The organism is Ruegeria sp., assembly GCF_965199275.1.
Classification (GTDB): domain Bacteria; phylum Pseudomonadota; class Alphaproteobacteria; order Rhodobacterales; family Rhodobacteraceae; genus Ruegeria.
Genome location: NZ_CBDAQX010000008.1, coordinates 41513 through 67562, shown reverse-complemented (window position 1 = coordinate 67562; position 26050 = coordinate 41513). Strand labels below are relative to the sequence as shown.

The window sequence follows — 26050 nt, the reverse complement described above, 5'->3', positions numbered from 1 at the left end:
CAATCATCATAGGAGGGGGAAGATATCGAGCGCGCGGATGCCGAGCGGGGTGGTCAGGACATGGGGGTCCTCTTGCGTGCCTGAGCCGGTCAGTCCCGGCGGCGGTGGCGCGGTGGCATGGGCGGTGCGGGTGAAGAGCCGCTCGACGCTGGCGCCGTCCTGTCCATCCTGCCCGTCCTGTCCGTCCTGTCCGGGCCGGCCCTGCGCGCCCAGGGAGGACCAGAGCGCGGGGCTGCTCCAGCGGGTCCAGGGCCCGCCGCCGGTGCGGCCCTTGCGTTCGGTGATCCACTGGAAGGGGGCCTTGGATGTGAGGCTGACCGGTATGCGCTGCCATCCTGCGGGCAGATGGGTATCGCTGTCGCTGCCGCCAGGCCCCGGGCGGGCGGGTGGCGCGTTCTGCGTGGCGCTGGCGCGGAACGCATATTGGGTGACGGGCAGTTTGACCGCATCCGCCAGATCGACGGGGCCGGTGAAGGCGGCCTCTCCGGGCACGCCATCCCTGTTCAGGGCGGCGAGCGCAAAGCGCCAGCGCCCGGCGGGTGGCAGGCGTGTCTCGAGCGGCAGGGCGGTGATCCGGCCATGCAGGAGCGGGGTGAGCGCCTCCCATGTGGCCGCAGCGCGCGCGGGCCCGTAGCGCAGGGCGTAGCCGGCGACGCGCCCGTCAGGGGGCGGGGTGGCGGTAAAGCGGCGGGCGCCATCGCCCAGCATCTCGACCCCGAAGCCTTCGGGGGCGGCGATGGGGACGGTTTTGTCGCCGATGAGGGTATGGGTGGTGGTGAAGACGGGCCCGAGGGGGGCGGCGCGGGAGCCGGGGGTGATCTCGATGTCGATCTCGCGGCCGGAGGCATCATCGGTTGAGAAGATATATGTGGTGACGGCCTGCCGGTCGTCTGCCACGACGCGCCAGCCATGGCTGTCGCGGGCGCGGATGGTCGCGCCCTGCCAGGGGCCGGATGTGGTGAGCCGCAGGGTCACTTCGGTGGTTCCGTCGGCGCGCGCCCGATCGGTGATCGCGGCATCGAGCACGGCCGGGCTTTGGGGAGCGGGCAGCGGCAGGGGCGCGCTGAGATCGGCGGTGGCGGCGTTGTGATAGGCGGCCACCTCGTCGATGGCCTCGAGCCGGATGCGCGTGGCCGAGACCGGTTCAAAGCCCACGATGCGCAGGGGCGCGGGCGGGGCGTCACCGGGATAGACGCGCCAGAGCACATCCGACACCTCCGTCTCTTCGTGCTGCCAGTCATCGGGCAGGGCGCTGGCGGGGCGCACCAGGGCTCCGTCGGCGGTGATCGCGCGGGTGATGAGGCGACCATCGCCCAGGCGCAGCATCGCATACCAGCTCTCGTCTTGCGCGATCTCGAAGCTCTGGCCCAGGTCCCAGCGTTCGGGAAGGTTTCTGGCGGCGTCAGCCGGCAGGACCGTGACGAGCCGTCCGGTCTGGCCGCCATCGATGAGGGAATGGGTGAGGCGCACCACGTCGCCCCGGGCGATGGAGAGCCCTTCGGCGGCCATCTCCCATGTGAGACGGCGGCGGTGATAGAGCTGGCGGGCGGCCTGCAGATTGGCTTCGGTGGCGGCCTGAGCGGGCGTGGTGACGCCCGGCAGCGTGAGGGTTGCGGTGCGTTTGGGCGTGGTGACGCCCGGCATGGTGCGGCGCAGGGTCTGGAATTGCCAGTCGGCGTCCGGGTCGAGATAGCGCACGGCGATCTCATCGGCGGGTTTTTCGCCGGACCAGGTGATCTCGAGGCTGCCCGCTATGATATTGCCGGGGGTGATGAGCGCGGTGGCGGGGGTTGCGGGGTCGTCCCACACCACGCCCAGCTTGCCGCTGGCCCATGTGGGGCTGGCCCGCCCGCATTGGCAGATGGTGCGGATGATCCGGGCCGAGGGAACGGGGCGGTCGAGGCTGAGATTGCAGGTGAGGTTCTGCCTCTCGCACCAGGCGGCCCAGGCGGTGAAGGAGGGCAGGTCGATGCGCCGGTCAGCCAGTCCCAGCCCCCAGGCAAGGCGGCCCGAGACAAAGCCGCCGCGCAGGAAGGCGAGCAGGATCCAGGCCGGGTTGGAGGTGGCGCGGGGTTTGGCGCGGCGCGAGACCGAGCGGGGCAGTAGATGCCGGGTGATGGCGTGGATGGCGGGCAATTGGCCGGAGGCCTGGGCCGAGGCGGGCAGGCGCAGCCGCAGCCGGGTCTGGCCGCTATAGTCGGCGGTATCGGGCTGGAAGGAGCGCAGCGCGGCCCAGGCCAGCGCGTCGATCTCGTTATCCGCGCCCGAGGGCGCGGTGCGGCGGCGCACGCGGACCTCCCACTGCGCGGTCGCCCCGGGGTGGATGCGGATGGTGCGGCGCAGCCCGTCGCGGGGGCTGTCGCCATTTGCGCGCAGCGTGACGCGGCGGCGGGTCCAGCCCTCGCGCACGCCCACCCTGCGATAGCTGATCACGATCTCGCGGGAGAGAGCGTAGGGTTTGCCGGAGCGTTTGCGCAGACCGAAGAGCTGCCCGGTGATGTCGAGATCGAAGCGGTTGGTGCCGGGGCTTGTACGGCGCGAGATCAGGCGGCGGCCTTCGAGCTCTGCGCCCTGGATGGTGTCGACATTGGCAGGCCATGTGGGATCGGGCCCGCGCAGGATCTGCGCCTGTGCGCCTGGAAAGTCCGACAGCGGCTGGTTGCCGATGCGCAGGTCGGCGCGCTCCAGATGCAGGTTGCCCAGGCCGAATGTGAGGCTGAGATTAAGGAACTGCGCGTCATCCTCGAACTCGGTCCAGGGTTTTGCGCCGAGATCGGGAAAGACGCGGTGGCGTCCGAAGGTGAGCAGGAGCGGCGCGTAGGGCCGGGCCCGGTTGGCACCGCCGCTCAGCGAATAATCGCGGCGGGCGGGCGCGTCCTGGTCCAGCCCGTCCGCGTCGCGCACGGGCACCAGCGCGTTGATGATCAGCCCGCCGGCGGTGGAGATGGCGGCCCCGGCCAGGGCGCCGGCAACCTGTGCCCCCAGGCTGCCGGCCCCAAAACCAAGCGCGCCGCTTGAGGCGATGGCGGAGGCGGCCCAGCCGCCGATGGCGATGGTGGCGATGGTCAGGATGGCCGCAAGCGGGTTGGAATCATCGCCCTGAAGGGCTGCGCGCAATGTGAGGCGCTGGCCGGGGCGCAGGGCCGTGTGCGCCCAGGCCCCGGGCGGCAGGGCGATCCCGTCAAGGCTTACGTTTACCGGCAGGGACCCCCGCGCGGGCCAGGCGAGATCCAGCGCCTGGGCCACGCTCAAGGGTTCAGGTGGGGCGTCATGGGTGCGCGCGGGCAGGGGCAGGATGATCTCCGGCACCCGGGCCTGCGCGGTCAGCGGGTGCGGCCACAGATCGGCGCTTGCAAAGCCGACCTGAGAGGCCGTCACAGGGGGTTTGAAGGGCGTTTGCGAGGGTGTTTTTGAGGGTGTTTTTGAGGGTGTTTTTGAGGTCATGATCCTGTCTCCCAGCGATAGAGCCCGACCACCACAAGCCCGCGTGCGGGCAATATGCGCAACCGGTGCAGCACCGTGCCCAGCCCCGGTTGCCAGTGCAGGCAGGCCGGCTCGGTCATGTCGGCATAAAGCCCGATGTGATGGCCCAGCCCCGCGCGGCGTCCGCGCGCCCGCATCAGCACCCCGTCCCCGTCGCACGCCCTCTCGCGCGCACCCAGGCGCCGGGCGATCCCGCCTTCGGTTGCGCGCCCGGTTGCGCATCCGGTTTTGCGCCCGGCTTCACACATGAGCGCGTCCCGGATGGCCGCGTCATTGGCGCGGATGCCGCCCGGCGCGGCGGGCAGGGCGATGTCGGACCCGAACTCGACGCGCAGCACATGCGAGACCAGCGCGGCGCAATCTTCCGCCCGATGCCCGATCCAGCGCTCTGTCCAGTGCGTCTCCATCAGCTGAGCTTCCATCAGAACAGCCCCATCAGAACAGGCCGGGAGAGGTGGCGGGATCGTGGCGCAGGGTTACACCCGCGCGGCCCAGGAGCGGATCAAAGCCCAGCCGGGCGGTCACCGTGCGGCTGGTGGCGGTGATCTGCAGCACATCCATGGTGACGTCATAATCGGGGGTGGCAACGGGGGTATCCGCGCGCGCGGTGACGATCATGACCCGCACGGTGATGCCATGGATGCCGCTGGCGGTGGCGCGCGCCCCATCGATCCAGGCGGTGAGCTCGCGGCCCACATTGTCAATCGCCAGTTCCGCCGCCGGCACCCGGTCGGGTGCGTCCGTGGCGATGCGGGCCTCAAAGCCCAGGGCGATATATTTGCGCCCCCCGACCACCCGGTCGCGGCTCTGGCCGTCATTGATGATGCGCACCCGGGCGGAAAGCTCCGGGTGGGCAATCTCCAGCGCCGCCAACTGGCTGTCTTTCGGGCTTGCGGCAATGCGCGCGCGGGCGCGCGCGGCGTTTTCGGCTTTGCTCATGTGGTTTCCAGCTCCATCTCAAGTTCCCAGCTGCGCCGCCCGGCGGGCGCGACATGCGCGCGGTAGCTGATGCCGCCATCCCCGCCCACCACGCGCATCATGACCCGCGCCCCGGTCTCGTCGGGAAAGCGAAACGGGCGATGGGCATTGGCCCCGGCCCAGGCGCGGAACCGGATGAGGTCTTCATCGGGGCTGCGCGTGATACCTGCCTCCCGGCTGCCCAGGAGCCAGGCGCGGATCCGGCGGCGGGCGGGGGTGGCGGTAAAGCGGCGCACCTGGCGTATCGCGCCATCGTCGAACCCGGTGCGCTCGACCACGGTGACGGGCAGGATCTGCCGGGCCGGGTCGATCCGTGCATAGGCGGGCCATGCGGGCCTTGTGGGAGAGAGGGGGGCGGACATCAGTAGGGGCTCTCCCCGGTGGTGGTGCGGACGGCCTGGCCGATGGGGCCGTTTGTGAGGATGTCCTCGACGACGAGGCCGATCACCCAGCGATCGGGGCTGAAACTGGCGTGCGCCTCCACCGCCCGCTGCGCGGTGCCGCGATTGTCGATCGAGATATCAACGCGCGGTCCCGGCCCGGCCCCTGATGCCTCTGAACCGCTGCGCCCCGGCAGGCGCAGGCTGGGGATATCGTGGCCGCGCAGCCCCGGCACGCCCGGCACACCGGCCACGCCGCCGGCATGATAGCGCGCCGCCTCGCGCAGGATCGCCTGGGCCCGGGCCTGATCGGGGCTGTCCGCGCGCCCCGCCAGCAGGGCCCGCGATTGCGCCGAGGTCAGCACCGCCTCGCCTTCCATCAGCACGGTATGGACCTCGCCCGGCTTGAGTGCAGGGGCAAAAGCGACCGGGGCAGGATTACGCTCCACTTTCGGGACACCGCCGTCATGAAACGGGCGCGCGCGGGGGCGCGGGGAGCTGCGGGGGGCTGCACCTGACCCGAACACCCCGCCCAGGGCATCGGCCAGCGGCCCGGTGATATTCTGGCGAATGGCGATCCGCGCCAGATCGGCGATGATGGAATTGGCCAGATCGCCAAAAGACGCCTTGCCGGTGGTGACAAAGCGGGTGAGGGCGTCTTCCAGCCCCTTAAACCCCGCACCCCAGGCCTGCGCCACCTCGTCGCGGCTCTCGATGGCATCGCGCGCATAAGTGCCCAGCGTCCGCGCCAGCGCGGTTTCCAGCTTGCGCGCCTCTTGCCGCGCCTTTTCCATCTCGCGGCGCAGTCTTGCCGCTTTGCGACCCGCTCCGGCGGCGCCCGCCCCCGCCCTCTCTGGGCGGATTGGTCGAGCGCACGCAACTCTGCGCCCAGCCGCGCGGTCTCGGCTGCCGCCTCCGCCGTGGCCGCCGCCGTCTCGCGCAGGCCCCTTGTGCGGGCGCGTGCTTCCTCGGCCGTGAGGCCACCTGCCACATAGCCCTGTTCAACAGGCGCGATCTCGCGTTCTGATCTTTGCAGGCTGAGCGCGCGCGCCAGCGCCACCGGATCGTGCGCGTGCGCGCGTCGCAGCCTGGCCTCGTCCAGGCGCGCATCGGCCGATCTGCCAAAGCGCTCCATCTCGCTTGCCGCCTGCCGCAACCGCTCGGCCAGGCGGTCGGCCACGAGAACCCCGCTTTCCAGCCCCGGCGCGATCTGCGCGCCGGCACCGGCCAGCGCGAGCACCTGGTCCTCGGCCTCCAGCACCTTGCGGATAAAGGCCTCAAGGGCGGCGCGCTGGGTCTCGCTCTGGCTCCGCACTGTCGCCCCCGTGGTGACGAGCGCTGCGCGCAGCGCCTCAAGACCCGCGCGCCGCGCCTCTTCCCCCTCACCCGCCCGCAAGCCCCGGAAGGCCTCGATCACCCGGGCGGCGGCCTCTTCGGTGAGACCGAAGGCCCGGGCCAGCTCTGTCTGTGCCGCGCGCGCCCGCGCGCCCAGATCGTCAATGTCGCGCGAGGCCCGCGCAAACGCCTCCGGTTGCGCCTGAAGGGCAATCTCCTCCAGCAACGCCTCCACCGTGACGCCAAAGCGGCGCCTGTACGCATGAATGGAACGGTGAGGGGTCATAAGACTTTGCAAAACTACCGTTCGGAATTAGGGTTTCTGAGAGGGCGCAATTCTCCGGTGGCAATGTTGTCCGGCAGGTCGAATGCGTGCCTGCCGAGGAAATTGATATGTTTGTGTCCAAGGGGCGATATTCTGGCAATGTCATTGGGGCTGACATTCCAGCCTTCTGTTTCGAGTTGGTCGAGTACGCGCTGCATGTAGGTTGCGTTCCAGTAAGCGATAGCATTGAGGGTGAACCCGAGCGCTCCAAGTTGTTCTTCCTGCCCTTGCCTATAGGGTTTGCGAATTTCCCCCCTTTCACCGTAACAGACGCGCCTGGCCAGGCTGTGGCGAAGCTCCTGACGGTTAAGTTGGATCAGAATACGCCGCCGCGTTTCCTCGTCAGTGATGAATCTGAGGATATGCAGCGACTTGATGATCTTGCCCAATTCTCCAAGGGCTTTGGCGAGTGCCGTGGTGCGTTCGCGCACCTGAAGTGTACGCATGACTGCGCCTGCATTGATGTGTCCAAGCTTCAGCGATCCGGTCAGACGCAACAGCCCACCGTCTTCCCAATTTTCTATAATGAGGCGGACATTGATCTTGTTGCGCGTGAGCGAATCAAGCGGACCATAGTCTGCTTTGCGGTCGATGCGCCAAAGTCGGGTCTGACCGATATCCGCGAGCCGAGGACTGAACTGATAGCCAAGCAACCAAAAGAGTCCAAAGACGATATCGGAGTAGGCCGCCGTGTCGGTCATGATTTCTACGGGTTCGAGATCGGTTTCCTGGTCGAGCAAAAGCGCAAGGATGAACATGCTGTCGCGCAGTGTTCCGGGCACAACAAGGGCATTGAGGCCAGTGAACTGGTCGGAGACAAGGTTATAAAGCGTGATACCGCGGCCAGTCTTGAAGTATTTCGGGTTAGGGCCGGCATGGATGACCGTGGGTGGAGCGGAAAAGCGAATTCCGTCTGCGGAGGCAACATCACCAGAACCCCAATGTTGGACGATCGGCAGTTCATTGTGGGCGGCAACGATGCGAGCGTTTGCTGCCGTGATTGTCTCGGAGCGGATGAAGTTCTGGCTGATCCAGGAAAGCCTGTCGCGCCGAAGTGGCGGAAAGCTCGCCTGCGTGATCGGCTCGAAGCCAATGTTGCAGGCCTCGGCGAGCAATACGGCACACAGGCTTGTCTGGAAGCCATCGACGCGCGCGCGCCGCTCAGTGACATGGGTGAAATCCTGCGCAAAACCGGTTCGGTTGGCGACTTCGAGAAGCACATCCGAGAGATCGACTTTTGGCAATCTGGTCCGCATCGCGAACTTCAGTTTCTTCAGGCTGTCGGATTCTTCGATGCGGTCGAGTGGCGTGATGACGAGCTGTGGCTTGCCCTTCTTGATTTCAGTTCGAATTGCCGGATTTACTTCGAAGGTTTCCGCCGCCCGCCGATAGGCTTGGTCAAGTTGGTCAGCAAGAACGGCGAGTTCCGTTTCTCCATTTGGCGAACGTTCAAGTGTGCGGCATATAGTTGGCTTCACCGCCTGCCACGCTTCGCCGCTCAGCAAGCCACGTCTGGGATCATCAAACCTCATGCCAGCGGGCACGAAGATGTCTCGGGTCTTAAGTGCCCCCTGCCAAGCCTCGCATACAGCAAAAACATAAGCTTTATTGTCGGAGACTTTTCCATTGGTATCGAGCGCGTATTTGCGCCAGACTCCACGCAGGATTTCAGTCGGCGCATCGTTCATATCAGCTTTTGCCCAGTTCTCGATGCCGCGAAGAAAATCGATCGCCGCTTTGATAGGCTGGCCCTTGGGCGAAGCTTCAAATTCTATTCGTTCGAGGAGGTTGCGAAACAGTGTGTGCGTCGTGCGCCACTTTACGATCAGTTCTTCCAGCGGCTTGTCTTCTGGTGGTTTGGCCAAGACATCGACACGGTCAGTGGCTTCAACGAGGGCGGCATAATTCAATTCGTCGTAGATGGCATCGCGCCAGGACCGGAAAGTCATATCTGTATCATCGTCGCCATCGGTCATGACGCGCCGGGCCAGGTCACGCAAGGTCAGAGCAGCAGCGTCCAGATCGCCCAAGCTTCGCAATCTCTTTCGCTTGCGAGCTGCCTTGGCTTCTCGAAACGTATCCGCCAGCAAGGCACTAAAAAGCTCGACCGCATCGTCGATGGCAACGGCCTCCAACGTGTGAAACAGCGCGGCGATAATCGCGGTTCGGCGCGGCTCCTTGGCAACCGCGATTGCAGATGGCCGCATGGTTCTAGCTATCTTGGCCAGGCGCTGGATGAGTGCATTCGGAACCGTTTCAGGCGAATGCGGGGCCAGTTCGTAGGCGCGAATGTCATCAAGGCGATGAAAGTGGCGCAGCAGTTCTGTCATAGACCGTCTTGTGGGAGCCGCCCGCAACGAATCCAGCCTGCGCAGCGACCCGCCTTCGCCCTCAAGCAAGGCGGTGATCTTCTGCCGCTGCATATCCGACAACGCATCGGACAGATGCATCCACAACTGCCGATGCGCACGATCCCGAATGCGGGCAACAAGGCGCTCCAAAGTGCTGATACCAGGCAGCAGTATCTTGCGCGCCAACATCCACGCCGTGGCCCGGTCAATCAGCAGGCTCGGCCGATCATCGCCAGACCAACACAGAGTGTAAAGCCAGCGCGTCAAACGAAAGCGAGCGCTGGCATCATCGGCCAGGTCTCGGAAGCCGTAGGTTTTCCGGATCAAGGCCGCATGGCGCTTCTTTGGGCGCCCAACAGCATAGGCGGTCAAAGACGGCATCGTGGTCAGTCCGAGCTGTGCGACCACCGCTTCAACCACGACATCGGGAATATCCTCGAACCTTGTCGGAAGTACGCCAAGGAACCGAGCGATACCGAGTTGAAGCGCAAAGCCCAGACGATTATGGCTGCCACGCAACTGATTGATAATGTCCCGATCAGTCGCATCAAGGTGGAAATATCGCGCGATCTGCGTTCGACTGGGAACCCCGTCGAAGCGTCCGTATCGCGCCCGCTGCGCGTCACTCAAAAACCGCGTCGGCATTCGCAAATCTCTCAAGTTTCGCGAGACCGAATCCGGCCACGAAGAATCAATGGTTTATCTATCGCAAAATACAGATGCGAAAGAAACGGTTTTTGCGACAACTTTTGCGACACTTCGGAAGGGGCGGCATGAAATTTGGTTACGCGCGCGTCTCAACGAACGCCCAGGAACTTGATTTGCAACGGGCCGAACTGGAAGCGACCGGATGCGAGACGGTGCTCGAGGAAAAGGGTTCCGGTGCACGCATAAAGAGGCCTGAACTGCAAAGGTTGCTAAACCAACTCAGAAAAGGGGATACGGTTGTCGTGACGCGTCTTGATCGCTTGGCGCGTTCAACGTCTGAACTTTTACGCGTCGCAGAAGTTATCGGAGAAAAAGACGCGGGACTTCAATCGCTTGCCGAACCCTGGGCCAATACATCCTCGCCCTCAGGCCGCATGATCCTGACCGTGTTTGCTGGCATTGCAGAGTTCGAACGTGAACTTATACGAGGTCGAACCGAAAACGGTCGAAAGGCTGCATTGCAACGTGGCGTCATATTTGGACGCCCTCCTAAATTGGGGAGTGAACAACGCGACACAGTCCGTCAACTTCTCGAAAATGGAAAATCCGTCAAAGAGGTCGCCAGAGCATTCAAAGTCCATCCTGCAACCATTTACCGATGTCTCAACGAAAAAAATGCCTTATGACCCCTCACCGTTCCATTCATGCGTACAGGCCAAGCGCCGCGCCGCCGCGTTGAGCTCGTCTCCCTCAAAGATCTGCGCCAGTTCCGCCTGCGCCGCCTCCCTTGTCTCGGTGACCTGGCTAACCAGGTCCTCAAGCGGGCCGGAAAACGCCGCCCGGGCCCGGGCGGCCAGATCTGCCAGCAGCGTCTCTTCATCGGCTCGTGTCCGGCGCGTGGCCGCAAGAGAGGCCGGGCCAGCCGCATCCTCCAGCTCTCCGATCACCTCCGCAACGGCCCGCGCCGCATCGCGCCGCGCCAGTGCCTCCTGGGCGGCAATCAATCCGCGCGCCTGGTCGGCGGCGGCCCCGTATCTTTCCGCCAGCGCCTCGACGTCGCGCGCCAGGGCGCGCAGGGACCGCAGCCGCTCGGCGGCCTCCGCCAGCCGCTCGGAGGCCTCACCCGCCTCACCCGCCTCTTCGCCCAGGTCAAAAAGCGCTCCCGCCAGCGGCAGGCCCACCGCGACCACGGCCCCCAGAACCGCCCCCAGGGCGCCAAAGCCGCCCAAAAGCTGCGGCAGGTTCTGCGCCAGCGCCACGCTGGCGGCTGTCCCGGCGGCGGTCTGCACCGCGAAATCCTGTACCTGGAAAGCCAGGTTCTGTATCGCCGCGCGGCTGGAGCGGCCTGCGCCCGCAAGCGCGCGGTTGGCATTGGCCGCGCGGCTGGCAGATGCGGCCTGCATGTCCATCGCGCCCGCCGCACGGGCCGCGGCGCGCGCCGCCGCGAGCGTGGCACCTGCGGCCTGAACATTCGCGCGGGCTGTGCGCAGGGCGGCGCGGGCCAGCCGGTCCTTTGCGCGCGCGTCCTCCAGCGCTGTGCGCGCGGCGTCGGAGTGTTCGCGTCCAACTTCTGCCTGGGCGCGTTCCAGTTCATGCGCGGCGCGCGCCGCCTCACCCGCCGATTGCGCAGCGACCGCATTGGCGCGCGCCACCTCCCGGCTTGAGCGTTTGATCACCCCGCCCAGCCGTTGCACTTCTGTCGCGGCCGCTTTTGTATCCGCCGTGATGCGCAGGGCCAGCTCAAGCGTGTTATCCGCCATCTCCGCTCTCTCCTCCGCTCTCTCCTCCGCTCTCTCCTCCGCCCCCGCCCATGAGCGCCGCCGCCATCATCCTCTCAAGCCCGCGCATCCGCTGCCGCTCGGCGGCGCGCCCGTAAAGCACCATCTGCCGCCAGGTGAGGGTCGCCATCAGCTCGTCGGGGCGTCCATGTCCTGCGCTGGCAAGAAGGCTGAGGAGCTCAGCGAGGCCCAATATGCGCTCATCGTCTCCCGGCCCAGGTGCTGGCCCAGAAGACGCGCGGTAAAAAAATCGGTGTTGACCTGCCAGACCGCCATCGTGAGCATCCCCGCCCAGGGCTCGCGCAGCGCCGCGATCCAGCCCGTCTCGCGACCCGTCGAGATCGCACAGATATCCGCCCAGAGATCGGCATGTGTGCCCAGAACTTCCGCCACCCGCGCCGGCGTCATGCCCTCGGGCTCCCCCAGAAGCGCGGCCAGGTCCTCGATGAGCCCCCGCGCGCGGGCCTGCACGTTCAGCCCGTCCATAAAGCGGAACTCGCGCACGGTTACGCTCACCTCCGCGCCGGTTTCGGGGTCCTGCAGCATCAGATCCATGTCCGGGAGCAGAACCGCCGCCTCACACTGGCGCGGATCGGGGGTCCCGGGTTCCGCTGTCCCGGGATCTGTCTCTGCGGTATGTTTGCGGGTTTTGCGCATCGGATCAGCCCTCCGGTCCGTAGATCACCAGCGCCGCGCCCGCATCTGGTTCGAGAATTTCCACCTGCAGCGGGATGCGCTGCGCCTGGGTCGGGTTTTTCAGGGCCATCTGCCCGTTGGGCGACACCGTGCAGCGCGGCGCAAAAAGGCGCTTGCCCACGCCCTCCACCGCATCCTCGATATAGCGCAGGCCGAACTCGCGCAGCTGTGCCTCCGAGGAGGTCGCGCGGGCCAGGGTCTGTGCCACCGGGGTGTAGCTCACGCGCACCGCCTTGGAGGCGCCGCTGATGGGCTCGAGATCGGTGAAGAGGATCCGGGCCCTGCCATGATCGATCCTGTAATGCGCCGCGTCCAGGGCGGTGTTGCCGCTCGCGCCTTTCCTGACCGTCACCGCCGGGGTGGCGGCGATGGCCGAGACCCCTTCGGGGCGCGCGCGGCTCACGCCCAGCTGGTACCAGACATCTTCGCGCAAGGCGGAGAGCAGCTCGCCTTCCACCACCTGCGCGGATTGCGCATCACGGCCGGTTTCGCCGAGGATGAAGAGCGCGAGGTTTTTTGCGCTCATATCCTCCAGTTCGATATCCATCCGCCGCGTCACGCTGCGGGGCTTGTGCACCAGGCGGCGGCGCACAGGCCCGTTGCTGCTTTCCACGGTGATATACTCGCTTGTCACGGTGACGGAACAGGAGGGCAGTTCGCCCAGGTACCGCTCACCGCCTTCCGGCTCGATCAGGTAGAGCCAGCCGGCCCCCACCACGATCTGGTTTTTATGGTGCTCCTCGCGCATCGCGTCTTTCCTTCCATGTGCTGTTCAGGTCTTCACCCACCAGAGCAGATCAAACCCCTCCTCCCAGACCGCGCGCGACGGGGTCAGTTCCGCCAGGCGTCCCTCGCGCCAGATGAGCGGCTCTTTGGCGCCGGGCGGGCGAAACGCCGCAAGATGTGTGCGGATCGTCTCCAGGATCGGTGTCAGCTGCAATCTGGCCCTTGATCCTCCGGGATCGTTGCGCAGCGGGATGGCCACAACCACGGCCAGGCGGGTGATGATCCGGGCGGCAGCGCTCTGCCGGTTCACCGGATCGGCGCCGCTTTCGCGCAAGGTCAGCACCGCGATCACGGGTTTGCCCTTCATCTGCGGCACTCCGCGCAGGCTCTCGCAGATCTCGACACCCTCAAGCCCGCCCACCTCGGAAAGCCGCTCCACGATGGCCCGGGGCGCCTCATGTCCCGTCACCCGGCTCATGGCAGCGCGGCCTCAAGCCAGTCCTGCATCACCCCGGCAAGGCCCAGGCGATCCTCCGCGTCGATCCCGAGAAAGGGGCGCGCGGGCAGTGTGATGCGCCGCGCGCCGATCTGCGCGATCGCAATGGGCACACTGCCCGTCTTGCGCCGGCGCGTGCTCTTGCGCGCGGCAAACCGCCCCTGCCCATCGAAGGCCAGAACCTGGGTCCGCGCGCTCTGTTCGATCTCGCCGCCGAACTGGTGAATGGCGGCGTATTCCACATTGGTGCCCACCAGCACGCCATCGGCCTCAACCGACCAGGTGATCGAGTGCTGCAAACGCCCGGTATCGGTCAGTGTCCTGCCGCCGCGCGCCCCGGCTTTTGCCCGTTCGCTTTCGACCCAGGGGGTGCCGTCGGGGTCTTGCGCGGCAATGAAGCGCCGCTGCACCCCGTCGGCCAGCAGCGCCCCGATTGCGTCATGGAGATCGGCGCGCTCGGCAGGCTCTCCAAGCCGTCCGGCCAGAGTGCCCAGCGTGGCGCGCAGCGCGCTGCCTTCCAGCGCGATCTCGATCCGCGCCCCGCTCATCGCCCGCGCTCCGGGCAGGATGTGTCGCCAAAGCCGTCCGCGACCGGGCCCTGCGGGGCCGCGATGCGCGGGGTTTGCGCCCGCCGTCTCACCGCTTTGCCGTCCGCGCGCACCAGAACGGCCTGGCCCCCGGCCAGGGCGCCAAGCTGCGCCCGCGCCCGCCGGGCGGCGTGTTTGACCGTATCGGACATCTCGTCGTCATAAAGACGCGCGCGGGCCAGATCACAGGCGATGGCGCGCAAAAGCGGGTAATCGCCCTCCGGCAGGGGCAGATCATAGAGGCGGGCAAGGCGCGCATCGATCGCCGCCGCCGCATCCGCCAGCACCGCCTCAAGCCGGCCGTCATCGGGCCGGCCGTCAGCGTCCTGATCCAGAAGCTGGTCGATCTCGTCCGCGCCAAAGCGGGCGCGCAGATCCGCTGCCGCCGCGTAGCTCATGTGGTGTCTCGCCCCGTCTCTCGCCCTGTCTCTGCCCCCGTCTCCGCCCTGCCGCCTTCTGCGGCCTGCGCGGCCTCCCAGGCCGCATCGCGCTCCGCCGCGCGGATGTCGCGCAGCCCGGTGATCTGAGCCAGCGCGCGGACCTCGGGCTTGCCGCCCCGCGTCCAGTGATCGGGATGGCCCGGCTCCAGGGCGGCCATCGCGCGGATCAGGGCCGCCCTGCGCTGCGCGGGCTCTGTGCGCTCCGTGCGCTCCGGGTCGGCAGGGGGAGCAGGGGCATCCGGGCCGGGCGGGCCGGGCGGGGCATCCGGGTCAGGCAGGTCGGTGTCGGCCCCCGCGCCGGGCTCCACCGCATCCCCGCCCGCGATGAGCAGCTCTGCGGCCGCGCGCGGCCAGGTCACGACCGCGCCCGCCGGGTAATGCAGCCCGTCATGTTTGACCGCGCTCAAAAGCCGGATCTCGAGATCACCTTTCTGAACGGCCGGGGTGGGATGTGCGCCTGCGTGTTTGGTCTGTGTCATGCGCCCCTCCTCTCACGCCACCGCGTTGCGGAAGAAATACCCCGCCAGTTTCGCAACCATCGCCTCGTCGCAACTGTCGACCACGCGCACCACATAGGTGCCGCGCACCCCGATGCGCGGATCGAACCCCACCATCACCTGGCGGCCCAGATAGGGGGCGGTGAAGCCCAGGCTGGGCGGGCCTTTATAGTCGGTGTTGGGATCGCGGCGATAAAGCAGCGCGTGCTTGCCCCAGCAGCGGGCCAGGTTGGCCGCCTGGCCGGGCCGGGCGGTGTTGACCCGGGCTGAGCCGACATGGATGCGCAGCATCAACACCCGCTCCATCGCCTCGCGGCTGGCAATGCCGGAATCCCCGTCATTGGCATGGGTGGCCTTGAGCATGCGCGGATGGGTGCGCAGGGCGGCAAAGACCTCCTCGCCCATGGCGATATCGGTGGGCTTGACGATCATGCCGGTCTGCGCCGCAACGATATCCCTGAGCGGGTTGCTGTCGGCATGGGTCCATTGCGAGCTGCCCGACAGGGTGATCTTGTTGGTGTCGGGGTAATGGGCCGGATTGAACACCAGTTCCGCCACGCGCAATTCGCGCGCGATCATCAGAAGATCGGTCAGCACCATCGACGCGCGGTCGATCGGGTTCATCGCGGTGGGGGCTGTGTTGGTCACGTCATCGGCCGGGATCGCGTCATCCAGCCCGTAATCCTCCACGGACCGGGTGTCCTCGGCCGAGCTCAGATGCACCATGGCAGGCGCGGAGCGGCGCCCCACCCGGGTGGGCGGCACCGTGAAATGCTCCTCAATGGGATAGCGGTTGAACCGGTATTCGCGGCGCATCAGGGCCGCGAGGCGCGGCAGGATCAGATCGGCGATATATTCATCATTGGCATAGCCCACGGCAATGCCCGAGCGATGAAAATCCACCGGATAGGGGCTGGGCGCGGGACCGGCGGCAAAGCGCGCGCCGGGCGGCAGGTTGCCCTGACCGGGCGGGGTCGCAAAGAGCGCGGGGCCCGGAAGGCCCCCGCCCTGAATGGGCTGCCCCTGCGCGCCCCCGGCCGCAACCGGCATCAGCTACGCCGGATCGGGATGTTGAAACTGGAACATGACTGCCTCCTCAGATCTGTTGCGGCACGATCAGAACCCGGATCAGGTCCCCCGGCGCGTGCGCGGCTTGCAGGGCGATGCCCACCGCATGCGCGCGGGCCTGCCAGCTCACCAGAAGCCGGTCCCCGGTGGTCGCCACCGATAGGGTCAGGCCCGCATCATCCGTGAGGGTGGCCTGGCCCAGGCGGTCGGCATAGCCGTCTGCCAGTTCGATCACACCGACAAGCCTGTCAGAGGCCCCCAGACCCGGGACCGCAAGGGCTGCATTCGCCGCACCCCCGTCCACGACACGCTGATGCAGACCGCCGCGCGGGGCGCGAATGCCCCGGCCTTTCGCATCGCCGCTCACCAGGGTGCCGGCGCTGAACGCGCCCCCCGCCTCCAGCATCGCAATGCCCGCAAGATGAATGTCCACCGCCCCGCCGGTCCTGGCGCCAAGATCGGCGCTGATCCCGAGCGGCAGGAAGCCCGGACCTGCCGCCTGAACCGCTTCCGCGTCGGGATCGGTGATCCGGCAGACCCGGCGCGCGGCAACACCGGCACCGGCCTTGAAGCTCTTTGTGAGCAGATACTCCATCATTGCGCCGTCTCCCCGTTTGCGGCCCGGTGGATCGCTGTGGGCAGATCAAGCGCACCGCTCTTGTCCGCCGCCATCAGCGCCCGCGCCCGGTTGGCCAGATCCTGGGTGGCCGCCGTGAACTGTGCCTCCGGTGAAACCTGTGCACCCGGCCCGCCCACCTGCGCGAATGCGGGGGCAGGGACATGCGCGGGGTGCAGGGCTGTGCCCTGCCCCAGCGGCACCCGTTGCGGCAGGGCCGAGATCAGCCCATCCAGCACCTGGGACGGGCTGAGCGCCATCGGCCGCCCGTCCACACCCGCCATAGTGATCTGGCCGCCGCCCTGATCGAGCGCGCAGAACAGCGCCGCATAGGCCTGCGCTTCCGCCGGCAATACACGCCCGGCCTGCACATGCGCCGCCACACGCGCGCTTGCGCCCCGCTCGCGATCCATGCCTTCGCGCGCCAGGCGTTCGGCCGCGATCTGCTGGCGCTCGGCAAAAAGCAGCTGGCGTTCCGAGGCCAGCTCGGCCACTTCCGCCGCATCCCGGGTCTGGGGCCCCGTCACACCACTGGCCCCCGGCGGCAGCGCCCCGGCGGGCGGCGCGGCCGCAAAAAGCGGCTGGACCGCACCCTGCGGCTGTGAGACAGGCACAAACTGTAGAGCCGGCTGCCGGGCTTGCTGAGGGGTTTGTTGGGGGAGCTGGGCCGCCTGCACCGCAAATTGCGGCGCCACATCCTGTGAAAGGGGATGGGCCTCAAGCGCACCACCCGGCTGTGCTGGCATCTGTCCTGCGGGCTGTACTTGCATCTGTTCTGCAGGCTGGGCCGTGAACCGGGCCGCCCCCGGGTCCATCACGGGCTGCATCACGGGGCTGGGTTGCGCGTCAAGCGGCAGGGCCGCAGCCTGCGGCGGCACCCTTACGCTGGTGAAAACGGGTTGGTTCATCACACCCTCCGGTTGGGGACAGGAAAAGACAAGCACGCCATCGGCGCGCGCGGAAAACTGCGAAGGTGACAGACCTTCAATGGCCGGGCGCGATGCGCCCAGAAAGCCCAGATGCCGCAGGCGCCAGCCCGTGGACAGGGGCGCAAGCGCCACCGAGCGCGGCCCATAACGCCCCGCCTCCACCGCCGCCCGAAACCCCGCATCCAGGCGGCTCAGACGCGCCTGCAGACGATCGCCTGTCACCCGCAACCCGCTGACCCAGCCCATGGCAGGCCCGTCCGTGTCCGGATGGCCCAGCACCACAGGGGCCGGGTCGGCCCCGGCATAATCACCCACGATCGCGGCCAGATCGCCTTGCGTCCAGGTCGCGCGCCGCCCATGGGCATCGGTATGGGTGCCCGCCCGGAAAATATCGATCCACCCGTCCAGCGCGGAAAAGGCGGCAGAGGCAGCGGATGGGGCTGCGGCAGGGGCGGCGGAAACTCTCATGAGGCCCAGGCTATCAGCCACAGCCCTGCGCGTCAGCGGACCATGGTCCGCTGACGCAAGAGCCCAAACCGCGCTACCCTGAAGCGCAGACACATATACCCCGAGCGCGCCCGCCGACAGGCGCGACCATATCGGGGGGGGGGCCGCTCGCGGCGGGGCGGCCCCTCCCTCCCATGTGACGAAAGCGCGCCATGCAACACCCGGAGCAACACCCGGAGCAGACCACAGAGCAGACCCCGGAGGCCATCGCCCGCGAGATCGTGGCCCGCGAGGGCGGCTATGTGGATGACCCGGACGATCCCGGCGGGCCCACCAAATGGGGCGTGACGATCCACACCATGCGCACCCTCATGCTTGATCTTGACGGCGACGGCGATGTGGATGGCGAAGATGTCAGGTGCCTCACCCAGGAGATGGCCGTCGATATCTTCCTGCGGCACTATTTTCGCGCGCCCCGCATCGACTGGCTGCCGCAGGCGCTGCACGCCAGCGTCTTCGACATGCAGGTCAACGCGGGCTCAAACGCCATCAAGATCCTCCAGCGCCTGCTGCGGCTCTGCGGCCAGGACGTCAGCGTCGATGGCGCCATCGGACCCCAGACCGCGCGGGCAGCAGACGCGCTGGCCGCACAGGGCGCGCCGCTCGCGGACGCCTATGGCATCGCCCGGCGCGATTATTACTTCCGCCTCGCCGAGCGCCGGGCGCAGTTCCGCAAATACGTGCGCCGCCGCGATGGCGGCAAGGGCGGCTGGATCCGCCGCGCGGAAGACTTCATCGCCCCGCGCTTCCATCTCTCGCAGCGCCAGTTCGAAACCCGCATTGCCACCTGGACCTGAGGAGGGGGTATGAATGATTTGTGATCGGCCAAACGCCCTGAATCTGTTAGAGGATTCGGGGAGGCGGATAGGTCTCAGGCTGAATTGTGTCTTAGGGCATTGTGACCCTGTTGAGGAGCTTAGCTTTCGCCTGTTTCCGAACAGCCCCCATAGGGCCCGGTTTTGGCCGGTGATCCTGCATAGGAGCTTGGTTTGGCCGTTCACGCCCCATTGGGGGCTCCGCCTCCTTGAGCAGGGAGTATAGCCATGGCTTACATAGGTGTCGATCTTCATACGAATTCCTTCACGATCTGTCGGCGTGAGACGGACGGATCGGAAACATTCCAAACCTTTCATCTGTCCGCGCAGGCGCTTGAGCGGTTCTGTCAGAGCCTTGATGCGGATGACGAACTGGCGGTCGAGGCCACCGGCAACACGGCCTGGTTCTGCGGTGAGGTGGAACCCTGTGTCGGCCGGATCGTTGTGGTCAACCCGCGCCAGTTTAAAGTGATCCGCACATCGGTGAAAAAGACCGACAAGAACGATGCGCGCGCTTTGGCCTTCTTCCTGTCGAAGGACATGCTGCCGGAAACCCGGCTCAAGTCCACTCAGGAAAGCGAACTGGCCTCGCTGACCCGGACGCGTGACATGCTGGTCAAACAGCGCACCATGCTGCTGAACGGCATCCACGCGATGTTTGTCCGTCACGGCATGAAGCTGAAGAAGGAAGGGTTGTCCAGCAAGAAGCGCCTGCGCGACCTGGATCTCAGCCGCTTCACACCGCTTGAGCAGGTCGAACTGGCGGCATTGCGGGACCAGGCGCTCGGCCTGACCGAGACCCTGAACCGTATCGACAAGGCCATCGAGGAGGCCGCCTCGGCCATGAAAGGCTTTGAGTGGCTCACCAGCATCAAGGGGATCGGTGCGCGATCTGCCGCGGTCCTGCTGGCGGGGATCGGCAGGGTTGAAGACTTCTCCGACGCGGACAAGCTGGCCGCCTATGTCGGCATCGTGCCCAAGGTGAGTAACTCGAACGAAACCGAACATCACGGGCGGATCACGAAGCGCGGCAACAAGCTCATGCGCACCACGCTGGTGCAATGTACGCTCATCGCGATCCGCTATTCGGGATATCTCAACAGTTATTATCGGCGCATCAAGGAACGCCGTGGCGCGGGCAAGGCGATCATAGCCACGGCCCGCAAGCTGCTCAAGATCATCTATGACACGCTCAAGAACGGCTGGGTCTTCGACGATTTTGCCGAATTTAAAATCAAACAAAATCAATGCCCTGCTTGACAATCATCATAGGAGGCCCCACATGTTCCTGCGCATCCTCTCCGGCCTCTTCGGCGGCACCCGCAATGTCGCCACCGAGGTGATCGAAACCTTCCGCCCCAATGCGGAAAGTTCCGCACAGCGCGCCGCCGATGCCAAAGCCGCCGCCCTGGCGCAGTTTGCCGCCGAGTTCGCAAGCCCGCCCGCCGGAGCCTTCGACCGCGTCGTCAACGCGCTCAACCGCCTGCCACGCCCGGTCATGGCGCTCGGCACCATCGCGCTTTTTGCCTTCGCCATGTGGGACCCCCAGGGCTTTGCCATCCGCATGACCGCGCTCGAGCTTGTTCCCGACAATCTCTGGATCATCCTGGGCATGATCATGAGCTTTTATTTCGGGGCACGCACTTTTGAGAAAATGCGCAGGTCCCGCCCGCCAAAAGACGTCGCCCGCACCCTCAAGACCATGGCCGCCATCGAAGGGCTGAGACCGGCTCAGGATCGTCCATCGGGCGAAACGGCACCAAAGGAAGTGGCATCAGGGGAAGTGGCAGGGGAAACAGGCGCGCATCACGGCACCCCGGCAGAGCCCGAAGGCCACGACATGTCAGCGGGCGCGGCCGCCGAACCGCGCGTACCCGGCACCGGGGCAGGCACCGCCAGGCGCGAGGCCCGACAGCCCCGCAAAACCACAGGCAATGCCGCCCTTGATGAATGGCTGGCCGGAACGGCGTGAGAAGACACGATTGAGGTGGCCGACCGGTTTTGCCATCCCGGACAGATATCGGGATCATTTTGACAGAGGGCCGATTCTGTACAATGTTGAGAAAAGTGCAGTTGAGATCGCCATGGCCCCGGCAACACGGAAATTGCCTGCCCGGGCATTAAAGCGCTTGAGCCGGAGCGGGGTTCCATCAGCCGGAACCCATTGAATTTGACAGCAAGTCAAGGCAGGGACAATTGGAAGCAGAAAAAGAAAATGAATGTGAATTCAGTGCGCAGTTGAAAGAACTGGAAAGCGACGCTGATCAGGCAAGTTGGTATATCGGCTTCCTTAAAGCCACGGTTGATAATCCGGACGTTTGCGATCGTCTGAATGGGTCAATCTGCGGGCATGCGGGTGTGGTCGCGCGCGCAGGCGCAAAAAACTCGGTCATTCTCTACTGCAATCGTGCATGGGATGAGGGCCATGACGTAATCTCCTTACCGAAGGTGATGAAAATCCTGCCTGGATTAGAGGTTCTGGAGGCTCGCAAAAGGGATCGGCTTGATCGCGCGCTGGACGCCGAAGATAAACAGTGCCTGTCGTCATCTCTCGAATGCCTGAAAGCCAAATACGTCGCCATAAGTGCCTGCCCCGAGAGAGCGGCATTTAGGGTGTTGCGATCAGAATGGCTCGCACACAGGATTATCGGGAGCCGCGATAGGGTAAATGCCGAAAAAGCTGACCTGAATGTTGACGGTGCGACGTATGATGATCTCCTGCGATTTGCCGAAGGAACCGCTAGTTTGGTTGGTCAGCTTCGCTATTTGTGGGACCAGAAAGTTGACCCTTATCCTGACAAGATTGAATACGCCACCTGTATCGCCCGGGAATTTTGGCGCCTGATCCCGGTTTTGAAAGATGTGGAAGCAGGTAATTATTGAGCCTGTCGGCGTTGCGCCCGCTCTCTGAGTTTTGGGCAGAGTGCGGATGTCGAGCCACCTCCTCAACACATCCAGGCTGCACACTATGTGATTAAAAACCGGACAAAGCCCCGCACGGACCATGGTCCGCTGCACGGCACCCGCTGCCCATGCTATGGACCCCCCGACGCCGCCCGCATCGCGCCATCCAAAAGGCCGGGACGGGGGCCGGGATGCGCAAACATCCCGAACCGGGAGAACGAGGCCTCCCACGACCAGAACAGGCCAGCACTGGCCATCCCGCCACCCTGCACAGGGCGGGATCATGATCGTGGAAGTCCTTTCCCATGTCCATGCCCTTGTCCACACCCGACAGGGCAATCGCGCTTCAAAGCCCTGCGATTAGAGTGCGCAGAAAGTCGTTACTCCAGCCTGCCTTTTTGAACTTCACGCGGTTTGAGCCTTTCGCGGTATTTGTCTTGATGATGCCCAATGCGATCCGTCGTAACGCGGCGAAGTTTGCGGGCGCGTTGTCTTTCCGCGCGCGGTGATGATCGTCGTTCATCACAACATCCAGTGACCAATGCAAGCTGTTCTCGATTTCCCAGTGGCCACGGATCAGCGTGGCGGCTGCCTGAGCGGTGAAGCATTTTGACAGGAGGTACACCCGCTCGGACTGCTTGGTCGTGTCGCCTGCTGTGCGCCTGGAAACGACATGAACGAATGCGCCAAGGTGCGGCCATTGATGGGTGTCGACGAGATAGTTTGGCACGTCGTAGACGCGATATGACCGCTCCTCAACCCGGCCATGGTCACCCTCTACAGAGATGTATTCATCAATGTATTCAATATTCTGGTCAGCCACGAAAGCCCGCACGTCGGCTTGCATGTCGCCCTGATTGCCCTTGAGCTGCATGCAATAGTCACCGCCTTCCTGCACGATCAGGTCACAGGTTTCCCGCTGGCAGTGCAAGGCATCGGCCGTGATGGTGATGCCACGAATGTCCAGCATCTCAATCAGCTCGCGCAGAGCCAGAATCTCGCCGCCGCCCTTGGCACTTTGCGTCACTCCAAGGCTCAGACGTGCGCCATGAGCAAAGGCAGTGACGACGTTCAGGTTCGATTGGGAGGCCGCTCTGTCAAAGCTGCGCCGCATCTCCTTGCCGTCTATGGCGATCGCTGGATGCTCGGCATGGGCCGCAGCAAAGTCGCTTCTGAACTTGTCGAAAAAGGCCTGTAGGCTGGTTGGCTTCATCAAGCGAAAGAGCCGCGAGTAGGCATCATGGCAGGGGATGCCGTGGGGCAAATCGAGAAATTCACGAAGGAATTCCTCCTTCATCTGCCCAAAATGCTCCATATCGACCGCAGTCTCCCCGCCAGACAGCGCACACAACAGGCTGATCGTCATCAGGTCACAGAACTTATGCCGCGGCGCGTTACCTCCACGTGGATCGTCTTCTTCATTGAAATAGCTGGATAATGTCGGCATCTCGAAACTCCATCGCATGATGAAACCTCAAGAATCCAATTCGACTCAACTGTCAAAGCTTAAGTGCGATTCCCCTGCCACACCCGATCGCTACACGCCCAAGACCGGAATGGCGCCGGTGGAGCCGGCCGCGCCCGTGGCCCCCTGACTGGGCGGCAAGCGCTGTCTGGCCGCGCGCATCGCCGCGCGGATCGCCGCCATCCCGCATGTCACCTATGCCGAGCCCTTCGTGGGCATGGGCGGGGTGTTCCTGCGCCGCGAGATGCGCCCGCGCGCGGAGGTGATCAATGATCTCAGCCGCGATGTCAGCACGCTTTTTCGCATCCTGCAGCGCCATTACCCGCAATTCATCGAAACCCTGCGCTTCCAGCTGACCACGCGGCCCGAGTTCGAGCGCCTGGGTGCAACGGACCCCGACACGCTCACGGACCTCGAACGCGCCGCGCGCTTTCTTTCCTGACTTCCGACATTTTTTCGTATAAGTCATTGATATTATTATGCCTTGGTTGCCAAAAGGCACTACACGGACTTTTTTCGCCAGCGATTGTTTCGGAGTGTTGAGGGAGCTCAGGCTTTGGTCTGGCCAGTTTTTCGGGTGCGCCCGGGGGGTATCTTGAAAGGGGCTTCGTTCCAGGTCAGGCCGACGCAGGTGAGGATGCGTCTGGCATCGACCGTGGCATGGCTTGGCATGCCGTAGCGGTCAGGGGTGCCTTTGTGGCGCAGGATCGAGAGCTGCAATGCGTTCAACTCGTTGCGGATACGAGCCGGGCTCATCGGGTGTCCGAGCAGGTCCAGATGCTTGCGCAGGTGCTGCAGGCAGCAGAAGGCCATGTAGCAGATGGCGATATGGGCCCGGACCCGACGCGGCGACCAGTGATAGATGGGCCGGATTTTCAGATCGTGCTTGTTGGTGCGGAAGCAGGCTTCGATCTCCCACAACTGGTGATAGCGGGCAATGACGTCCTGTGCCTCCAGTTCGTCCGCACCATGAACAACAATGGCATGCAGCCCGTCCCATTGTGCCGCTGCCTTGATCTTTGCATCATCCAGCGTGACGTCCCCGCTGTCGGGGAAGGCCAGGAAGCGGCCATATCCCCGGCTGCTGAAGCTGCCGGGTTTGCGAGAGCGCTTGAGCTTCCTGACTTCCGACATTTTTTCGTATAAGTCATTGATATTATTATGCCTTGGTTGCCAAAAGGCACTACACGGACTTTTTTCGCCAGCGATTGTTTCGGAGTGTTGAGGGAGCTCAGGCTTTGGTCTGGCCAGTTTTTCGGGTGCGCCCGGGGGGTATCTTGAAAGGGGCTTCGTTCCAGGTCAGGCCGACGCAGGTGAGGATGCGTCTGGCATCGACCGTGGCATGGCTTGGCATGCCGTAGCGGTCAGGGGTGCCTTTGTGGCGCAGGATCGAGAGCTGCAATGCGTTCAACTCGTTGCGGATACGAGCCGGGCTCATCGGGTGTCCGAGCAGGTCCAGATGCTTGCGCAGGTGCTGCAGGCAGCAGAAGGCCATGTAGCAGATGGCGATATGGGCCCGGACCCGACGCGGCGACCAGTGATAGATGGGCCGGATTTTCAGATCGTGCTTGTTGGTGCGGAAGCAGGCTTCGATCTCCCACAACTGGTGATAGCGGGCAATGACGTCCTGTGCCTCCAGTTCGTCCGCACCATGAACAACAATGGCATGCAGCCCGTCCCATTGTGCCGCTGCCTTGATCTTTGCATCATCCATCGTGACGTCCCCGCTGTCGGGGAAGGCCAGGAAGCGGCCATATCCCCGGCTGCTGAAGCTGCCGGGTTTGCGAGAGCGCTTGAGCTTCTTGTGCAGCTTTTCGATTGCCTTGTCGCGCTTGTGGGCATCATTGCGTGCCCGGGTGGGTGACCAGGTCACAATGACCCGCGCTCCCTCCTGGTCGATCACCTTGTACCAGCCCTTCTCGGTTGCCTCTTCAGAACCGTGTCCAGCCCAAGGCTGGCGTCCCTCCGGGCTCAAAATGTTCGCCTTCACGGCGGCCGGGGCGGACTTCATGCGATAGCCGAGGATGTAGGGCAGACCCTTGTTCTGCAACATCTGCTGGTTGTCCTTGCTGAGCATGGCGGCATCGGCCACGAACGTGACCCTGGCCACGTCGAAGCGTCCCTCCAACGCCTTCAGCGCAGCTTCCAGCGTATGACCTTCCCAGGTGTTTCCCGGGAAGAGTTCATAGCCCACAGGCAGCCCATCGGAGGTGACGATCAGCGCCAGCATGACCTGAGCGCGGTGATGCTTGCCATCCTTGCTGAAGCCCTTGGCCAGAAGATGATCCTGCTCGACCCCGTCCGCATCCTCGGCCGGGTCCTCGCGCTCGGTGTCAAAGGCCAGGGTCGTGCAATCGTAGAACAGCACGGTCACTGGCCCGCCCAGCAACTTCTCTGCCGCCGCGTGAGAGGTTTTGCAAATCCCGTCTATCACCGGCGTATTGATGTAATCCATGCTCCGATAGACCACGTCCAGATTGAGCGTGATGCCTGCCTGGTTCTCCAACGCCTCCACGGTCGCGCGCTTGCTCTCGGGCTGTGCGATCCGCGCCATAACCAGCTCTTTCACAATGCGATTGGCACTTTTACGCGCCGCCCCCAGAAGGGCCCCCCAACCCAGTTGGTCATACATCGTCCCCATGACATCCCGCAGACCCAGAGAGACCCGCGCCTCCTCACGGCACTCGGCAAGATCAACGCCAAGCTTGTCCGGCCGCGGAGCGCGGCGCACCAGCGCCTGCAGATCGGCATATTCCGTGGGCGTGAACAGTTCCATTTGCGGCGAGCGATCAATGCGTAATTGCTCCATCAAGCGGCCCGCCAGACGCTTGATATCCTCAATCTCGCTGTCGTTATGGGCCACACCCACATGGCGCAGGATCTTCTGGCGTACCTTGGAGCCGGTGCGGACGGATTCAACGATCTGGATCCGTGTGCGGTTGAGCTTTGCGTCATGTTTGGTGCGGATGAACATGGGCGAAGAGGTTAGCCATCTGAAGGCCCATGTCAATACTTTTTATAATAAT

25 protein-coding genes and 1 pseudogene are annotated in these 26050 nt (G+C 65.0%); 6 read left to right on the top strand and 20 right to left on the bottom strand.

Translation table 11 applies throughout. The features are described from left to right. Positions 1–6 precede the first annotated feature (6 nt). The 6 genes from ACOERD_RS02475 to ACOERD_RS02450 form a co-directional block, all read right to left on the bottom strand. On the bottom strand, positions 7–3444 hold the full coding sequence (locus ACOERD_RS02475; protein WP_419737946.1) for a host specificity factor TipJ family phage tail protein: 3438 nt from the start codon (positions 3442–3444) through the stop codon (positions 7–9). Next, positions 3441–3905 carry a hypothetical protein gene (locus ACOERD_RS02470; protein ID WP_419737945.1) on the bottom strand — a complete coding sequence of 155 codons (465 nt, stop codon included), beginning with the start codon at positions 3903–3905 and terminating at the stop codon, positions 3441–3443. Before ACOERD_RS02470 ends, ACOERD_RS02475 begins: the two co-directional genes overlap by 4 nt. 13 nt (positions 3906–3918) lie before the next feature. Next, the gene (locus ACOERD_RS02465) at positions 3919–4422 is read right to left on the bottom strand and encodes a DUF1833 family protein (RefSeq protein ID WP_419737944.1); all 504 of its coding nucleotides are present in this window, start codon (positions 4420–4422) and stop codon (positions 3919–3921) included. Continuing rightward, complete coding sequence (locus ACOERD_RS02460) at positions 4419–4823, bottom strand: hypothetical protein (RefSeq protein WP_419737943.1); 405 nt, start codon at positions 4821–4823, stop codon at positions 4419–4421. Before ACOERD_RS02460 ends, ACOERD_RS02465 begins: the two co-directional genes overlap by 4 nt. Further along, complete coding sequence (locus tag ACOERD_RS02455) at positions 4823–5635, bottom strand: phage tail tape measure C-terminal domain-containing protein (RefSeq protein WP_419737942.1); 813 nt, start codon at positions 5633–5635, stop codon at positions 4823–4825. The genes ACOERD_RS02460 and ACOERD_RS02455 overlap by 1 nt, the downstream gene beginning before the upstream one ends. Before the next feature lie 841 nt (positions 5636–6476). Then, entirely contained in the window at positions 6477–9497 is a 3021-nt protein-coding gene (locus tag ACOERD_RS02450; protein WP_419737941.1) for a Tn3 family transposase, read from the bottom strand. Positions 9498–9625: 128 nt separating this feature from the next. On the opposite strand from ACOERD_RS02450, the gene ACOERD_RS02445 reads away from it, so the two are divergent. Then, the gene (locus ACOERD_RS02445) at positions 9626–10186 is read left to right on the top strand and encodes a recombinase family protein (RefSeq protein WP_419737856.1); all 561 of its coding nucleotides are present in this window, start codon (positions 9626–9628) and stop codon (positions 10184–10186) included. Here ACOERD_RS02445 and ACOERD_RS02440 read toward each other — a convergent pair. The 10 genes from ACOERD_RS02440 to ACOERD_RS02395 form a co-directional block, all read right to left on the bottom strand. Next, positions 10181–11260 carry a hypothetical protein gene (locus ACOERD_RS02440; protein WP_419737940.1) on the bottom strand — a complete coding sequence of 360 codons (1080 nt, stop codon included), beginning with the start codon at positions 11258–11260 and terminating at the stop codon, positions 10181–10183. The two genes, ACOERD_RS02445 and ACOERD_RS02440, sit on opposite strands and share 6 nt — an antisense overlap. 147 nt (positions 11261–11407) lie before the next feature. Further along, positions 11408–11935, bottom strand: coding sequence for a DUF6631 family protein (locus tag ACOERD_RS02435; RefSeq protein WP_419737939.1), 528 nt, complete (start codon positions 11933–11935; stop codon positions 11408–11410). Between the two features lie 4 nt (positions 11936–11939). After that, the gene (locus tag ACOERD_RS02430; protein ID WP_419737938.1) at positions 11940–12722 is read right to left on the bottom strand and encodes a hypothetical protein; all 783 of its coding nucleotides are present in this window, start codon (positions 12720–12722) and stop codon (positions 11940–11942) included. A 24-nt stretch (positions 12723–12746) separates the two neighbouring features. Next, complete coding sequence (locus ACOERD_RS02425; RefSeq protein WP_419737937.1) at positions 12747–13178, bottom strand: phage tail terminator protein; 432 nt, start codon at positions 13176–13178, stop codon at positions 12747–12749. Beyond that, entirely contained in the window at positions 13175–13744 is a 570-nt protein-coding gene (locus ACOERD_RS02420) for a phage virion morphogenesis protein (RefSeq protein ID WP_419737936.1), read from the bottom strand. Before ACOERD_RS02420 ends, ACOERD_RS02425 begins: the two co-directional genes overlap by 4 nt. Then, entirely contained in the window at positions 13741–14181 is a 441-nt protein-coding gene (locus ACOERD_RS02415; protein ID WP_419737935.1) for a phage protein Gp36 family protein, read from the bottom strand. The genes ACOERD_RS02420 and ACOERD_RS02415 overlap by 4 nt, the downstream gene beginning before the upstream one ends. After that, a complete protein-coding gene (locus ACOERD_RS02410) occupies positions 14178–14702 on the bottom strand; it encodes a hypothetical protein (RefSeq protein ID WP_419737934.1) in 525 nt (174 codons plus the stop codon). Before ACOERD_RS02410 ends, ACOERD_RS02415 begins: the two co-directional genes overlap by 4 nt. A 12-nt stretch (positions 14703–14714) precedes the next feature. Beyond that, complete coding sequence (locus ACOERD_RS02405) at positions 14715–15770, bottom strand: hypothetical protein (RefSeq protein WP_419737933.1); 1056 nt, start codon at positions 15768–15770, stop codon at positions 14715–14717. Between the two features lie 46 nt (positions 15771–15816). Beyond that, entirely contained in the window at positions 15817–16386 is a 570-nt protein-coding gene (locus ACOERD_RS02400) for a hypothetical protein (RefSeq protein WP_419737932.1), read from the bottom strand. Then, positions 16383–17801, bottom strand: a complete 1419-nt coding sequence (locus tag ACOERD_RS02395) for a hypothetical protein (RefSeq protein ID WP_419737931.1) — start codon at positions 17799–17801, stop codon at positions 16383–16385. Before ACOERD_RS02395 ends, ACOERD_RS02400 begins: the two co-directional genes overlap by 4 nt. Before the next feature lie 191 nt (positions 17802–17992). Here ACOERD_RS02395 and ACOERD_RS02390 point away from each other — a divergent pair, with 191 nt between their 5' ends. The 4 genes from ACOERD_RS02390 to ACOERD_RS02375 all read left to right on the top strand — a co-directional run bounded on the left by ACOERD_RS02390 (position 17993) and on the right by ACOERD_RS02375 (position 21538). Continuing rightward, entirely contained in the window at positions 17993–18637 is a 645-nt protein-coding gene (locus ACOERD_RS02390; RefSeq protein ID WP_419737930.1) for a holin-associated N-acetylmuramidase, read from the top strand. 246 nt (positions 18638–18883) lie between these two features. Next, positions 18884–19915 (top strand): IS110 family transposase, encoded by a 1032-nt coding sequence (locus ACOERD_RS02385; RefSeq protein WP_419737929.1) that lies wholly within the window; start codon positions 18884–18886, stop codon positions 19913–19915. A gap of 22 nt (positions 19916–19937) precedes the next feature. Then, the gene (locus ACOERD_RS02380; protein WP_419737928.1) at positions 19938–20627 is read left to right on the top strand and encodes a 3TM-type holin; all 690 of its coding nucleotides are present in this window, start codon (positions 19938–19940) and stop codon (positions 20625–20627) included. 224 nt (positions 20628–20851) lie between these two features. Continuing rightward, positions 20852–21538 carry a hypothetical protein gene (locus ACOERD_RS02375; protein ID WP_419737927.1) on the top strand — a complete coding sequence of 229 codons (687 nt, stop codon included), beginning with the start codon at positions 20852–20854 and terminating at the stop codon, positions 21536–21538. A gap of 367 nt (positions 21539–21905) precedes the next feature. Here ACOERD_RS02375 and ACOERD_RS02370 read toward each other — a convergent pair whose 3' ends face one another. Continuing rightward, positions 21906–23006 (bottom strand): ISAs1 family transposase, encoded by a 1101-nt coding sequence (locus ACOERD_RS02370; protein ID WP_419737926.1) that lies wholly within the window; start codon positions 23004–23006, stop codon positions 21906–21908. Between the two features lie 90 nt (positions 23007–23096). Then, on the bottom strand, positions 23097–23219 hold the full coding sequence (locus tag ACOERD_RS02365) for a hypothetical protein (RefSeq protein ID WP_419737925.1): 123 nt from the start codon (positions 23217–23219) through the stop codon (positions 23097–23099). On the opposite strand from ACOERD_RS02365, the pseudogene ACOERD_RS02360 reads away from it, so the two are divergent. Beyond that, positions 23173–23460, top strand: a pseudogene (locus ACOERD_RS02360) (DNA adenine methylase); the annotation flags it as partial. The gene ACOERD_RS02365 and the pseudogene ACOERD_RS02360 overlap by 47 nt on opposite strands. Before the next feature lie 113 nt (positions 23461–23573). Here the strand turns inward: ACOERD_RS02360 and ACOERD_RS02355 are convergent. Both ACOERD_RS02355 and ACOERD_RS02350 read right to left on the bottom strand, forming a co-directional pair. Next, positions 23574–24158, bottom strand: a complete 585-nt coding sequence (locus tag ACOERD_RS02355) for an IS1634 family transposase (protein WP_419737924.1) — start codon at positions 24156–24158, stop codon at positions 23574–23576. 97 nt (positions 24159–24255) lie between these two features. After that, positions 24256–25998: an IS1634 family transposase gene (locus ACOERD_RS02350; RefSeq protein ID WP_419737923.1), complete on the bottom strand. Its 1743-nt coding sequence runs from the start codon at positions 25996–25998 to the stop codon at positions 24256–24258. Positions 25999–26050 lie beyond the last annotated feature (52 nt).

Excerpts from the sequence above, each read along its gene's own strand:
- ACOERD_RS02355 (WP_419737924.1), bottom strand. The coding sequence starts at position 24,158 with ATGTCGGAAGTCAGGAAGCTCAAGCGCTCTCGCAAACCCGGCAGCTTC.
- ACOERD_RS02425 (WP_419737937.1), bottom strand. The coding sequence starts at position 13,178 with ATGAGCCGGGTGACGGGACATGAGGCGCCCCGGGCCATCGTGGAGCGG.
- ACOERD_RS02450 (WP_419737941.1), bottom strand. The coding sequence starts at position 9,497 with ATGCCGACGCGGTTTTTGAGTGACGCGCAGCGGGCGCGATACGGACGC.
- ACOERD_RS02385 (WP_419737929.1), top strand. The coding sequence starts at position 18,884 with ATGGCTTACATAGGTGTCGATCTTCATACGAATTCCTTCACGATCTGT.
- ACOERD_RS02395 (WP_419737931.1), bottom strand. The coding sequence starts at position 17,801 with ATGAGAGTTTCCGCCGCCCCTGCCGCAGCCCCATCCGCTGCCTCTGCC.
- ACOERD_RS02350 (WP_419737923.1), bottom strand. The coding sequence starts at position 25,998 with ATGTTCATCCGCACCAAACATGACGCAAAGCTCAACCGCACACGGATC.
- ACOERD_RS02455 (WP_419737942.1), bottom strand. The coding sequence starts at position 5,635 with ATGGAAAAGGCGCGGCAAGAGGCGCGCAAGCTGGAAACCGCGCTGGCG.
- ACOERD_RS02445 (WP_419737856.1), top strand. The coding sequence starts at position 9,626 with ATGAAATTTGGTTACGCGCGCGTCTCAACGAACGCCCAGGAACTTGAT.
- ACOERD_RS02420 (WP_419737936.1), bottom strand. The coding sequence starts at position 13,744 with ATGAGCGGGGCGCGGATCGAGATCGCGCTGGAAGGCAGCGCGCTGCGC.
- ACOERD_RS02430 (WP_419737938.1), bottom strand. The coding sequence starts at position 12,722 with ATGCGCGAGGAGCACCATAAAAACCAGATCGTGGTGGGGGCCGGCTGG.
- ACOERD_RS02415 (WP_419737935.1), bottom strand. The coding sequence starts at position 14,181 with ATGAGCTACGCGGCGGCAGCGGATCTGCGCGCCCGCTTTGGCGCGGAC.
- ACOERD_RS02400 (WP_419737932.1), bottom strand. The coding sequence starts at position 16,386 with ATGATGGAGTATCTGCTCACAAAGAGCTTCAAGGCCGGTGCCGGTGTT.
- ACOERD_RS02470 (WP_419737945.1), bottom strand. The coding sequence starts at position 3,905 with ATGGAAGCTCAGCTGATGGAGACGCACTGGACAGAGCGCTGGATCGGG.
- ACOERD_RS02370 (WP_419737926.1), bottom strand. The coding sequence starts at position 23,006 with ATGCCGACATTATCCAGCTATTTCAATGAAGAAGACGATCCACGTGGA.
- ACOERD_RS02380 (WP_419737928.1), top strand. The coding sequence starts at position 19,938 with ATGTTCCTGCGCATCCTCTCCGGCCTCTTCGGCGGCACCCGCAATGTC.
- ACOERD_RS02440 (WP_419737940.1), bottom strand. The coding sequence starts at position 11,260 with ATGGCGGATAACACGCTTGAGCTGGCCCTGCGCATCACGGCGGATACA.
- ACOERD_RS02390 (WP_419737930.1), top strand. The coding sequence starts at position 17,993 with ATGCAACACCCGGAGCAACACCCGGAGCAGACCACAGAGCAGACCCCG.
- ACOERD_RS02410 (WP_419737934.1), bottom strand. The coding sequence starts at position 14,702 with ATGACACAGACCAAACACGCAGGCGCACATCCCACCCCGGCCGTTCAG.
- ACOERD_RS02460 (WP_419737943.1), bottom strand. The coding sequence starts at position 4,823 with ATGTCCGCCCCCCTCTCTCCCACAAGGCCCGCATGGCCCGCCTATGCA.
- ACOERD_RS02475 (WP_419737946.1), bottom strand. The coding sequence starts at position 3,444 with ATGACCTCAAAAACACCCTCAAAAACACCCTCAAAAACACCCTCGCAA.
- ACOERD_RS02465 (WP_419737944.1), bottom strand. The coding sequence starts at position 4,422 with ATGAGCAAAGCCGAAAACGCCGCGCGCGCCCGCGCGCGCATTGCCGCA.
- ACOERD_RS02435 (WP_419737939.1), bottom strand. The coding sequence starts at position 11,935 with ATGCGCAAAACCCGCAAACATACCGCAGAGACAGATCCCGGGACAGCG.
- ACOERD_RS02405 (WP_419737933.1), bottom strand. The coding sequence starts at position 15,770 with ATGCCGGTTGCGGCCGGGGGCGCGCAGGGGCAGCCCATTCAGGGCGGG.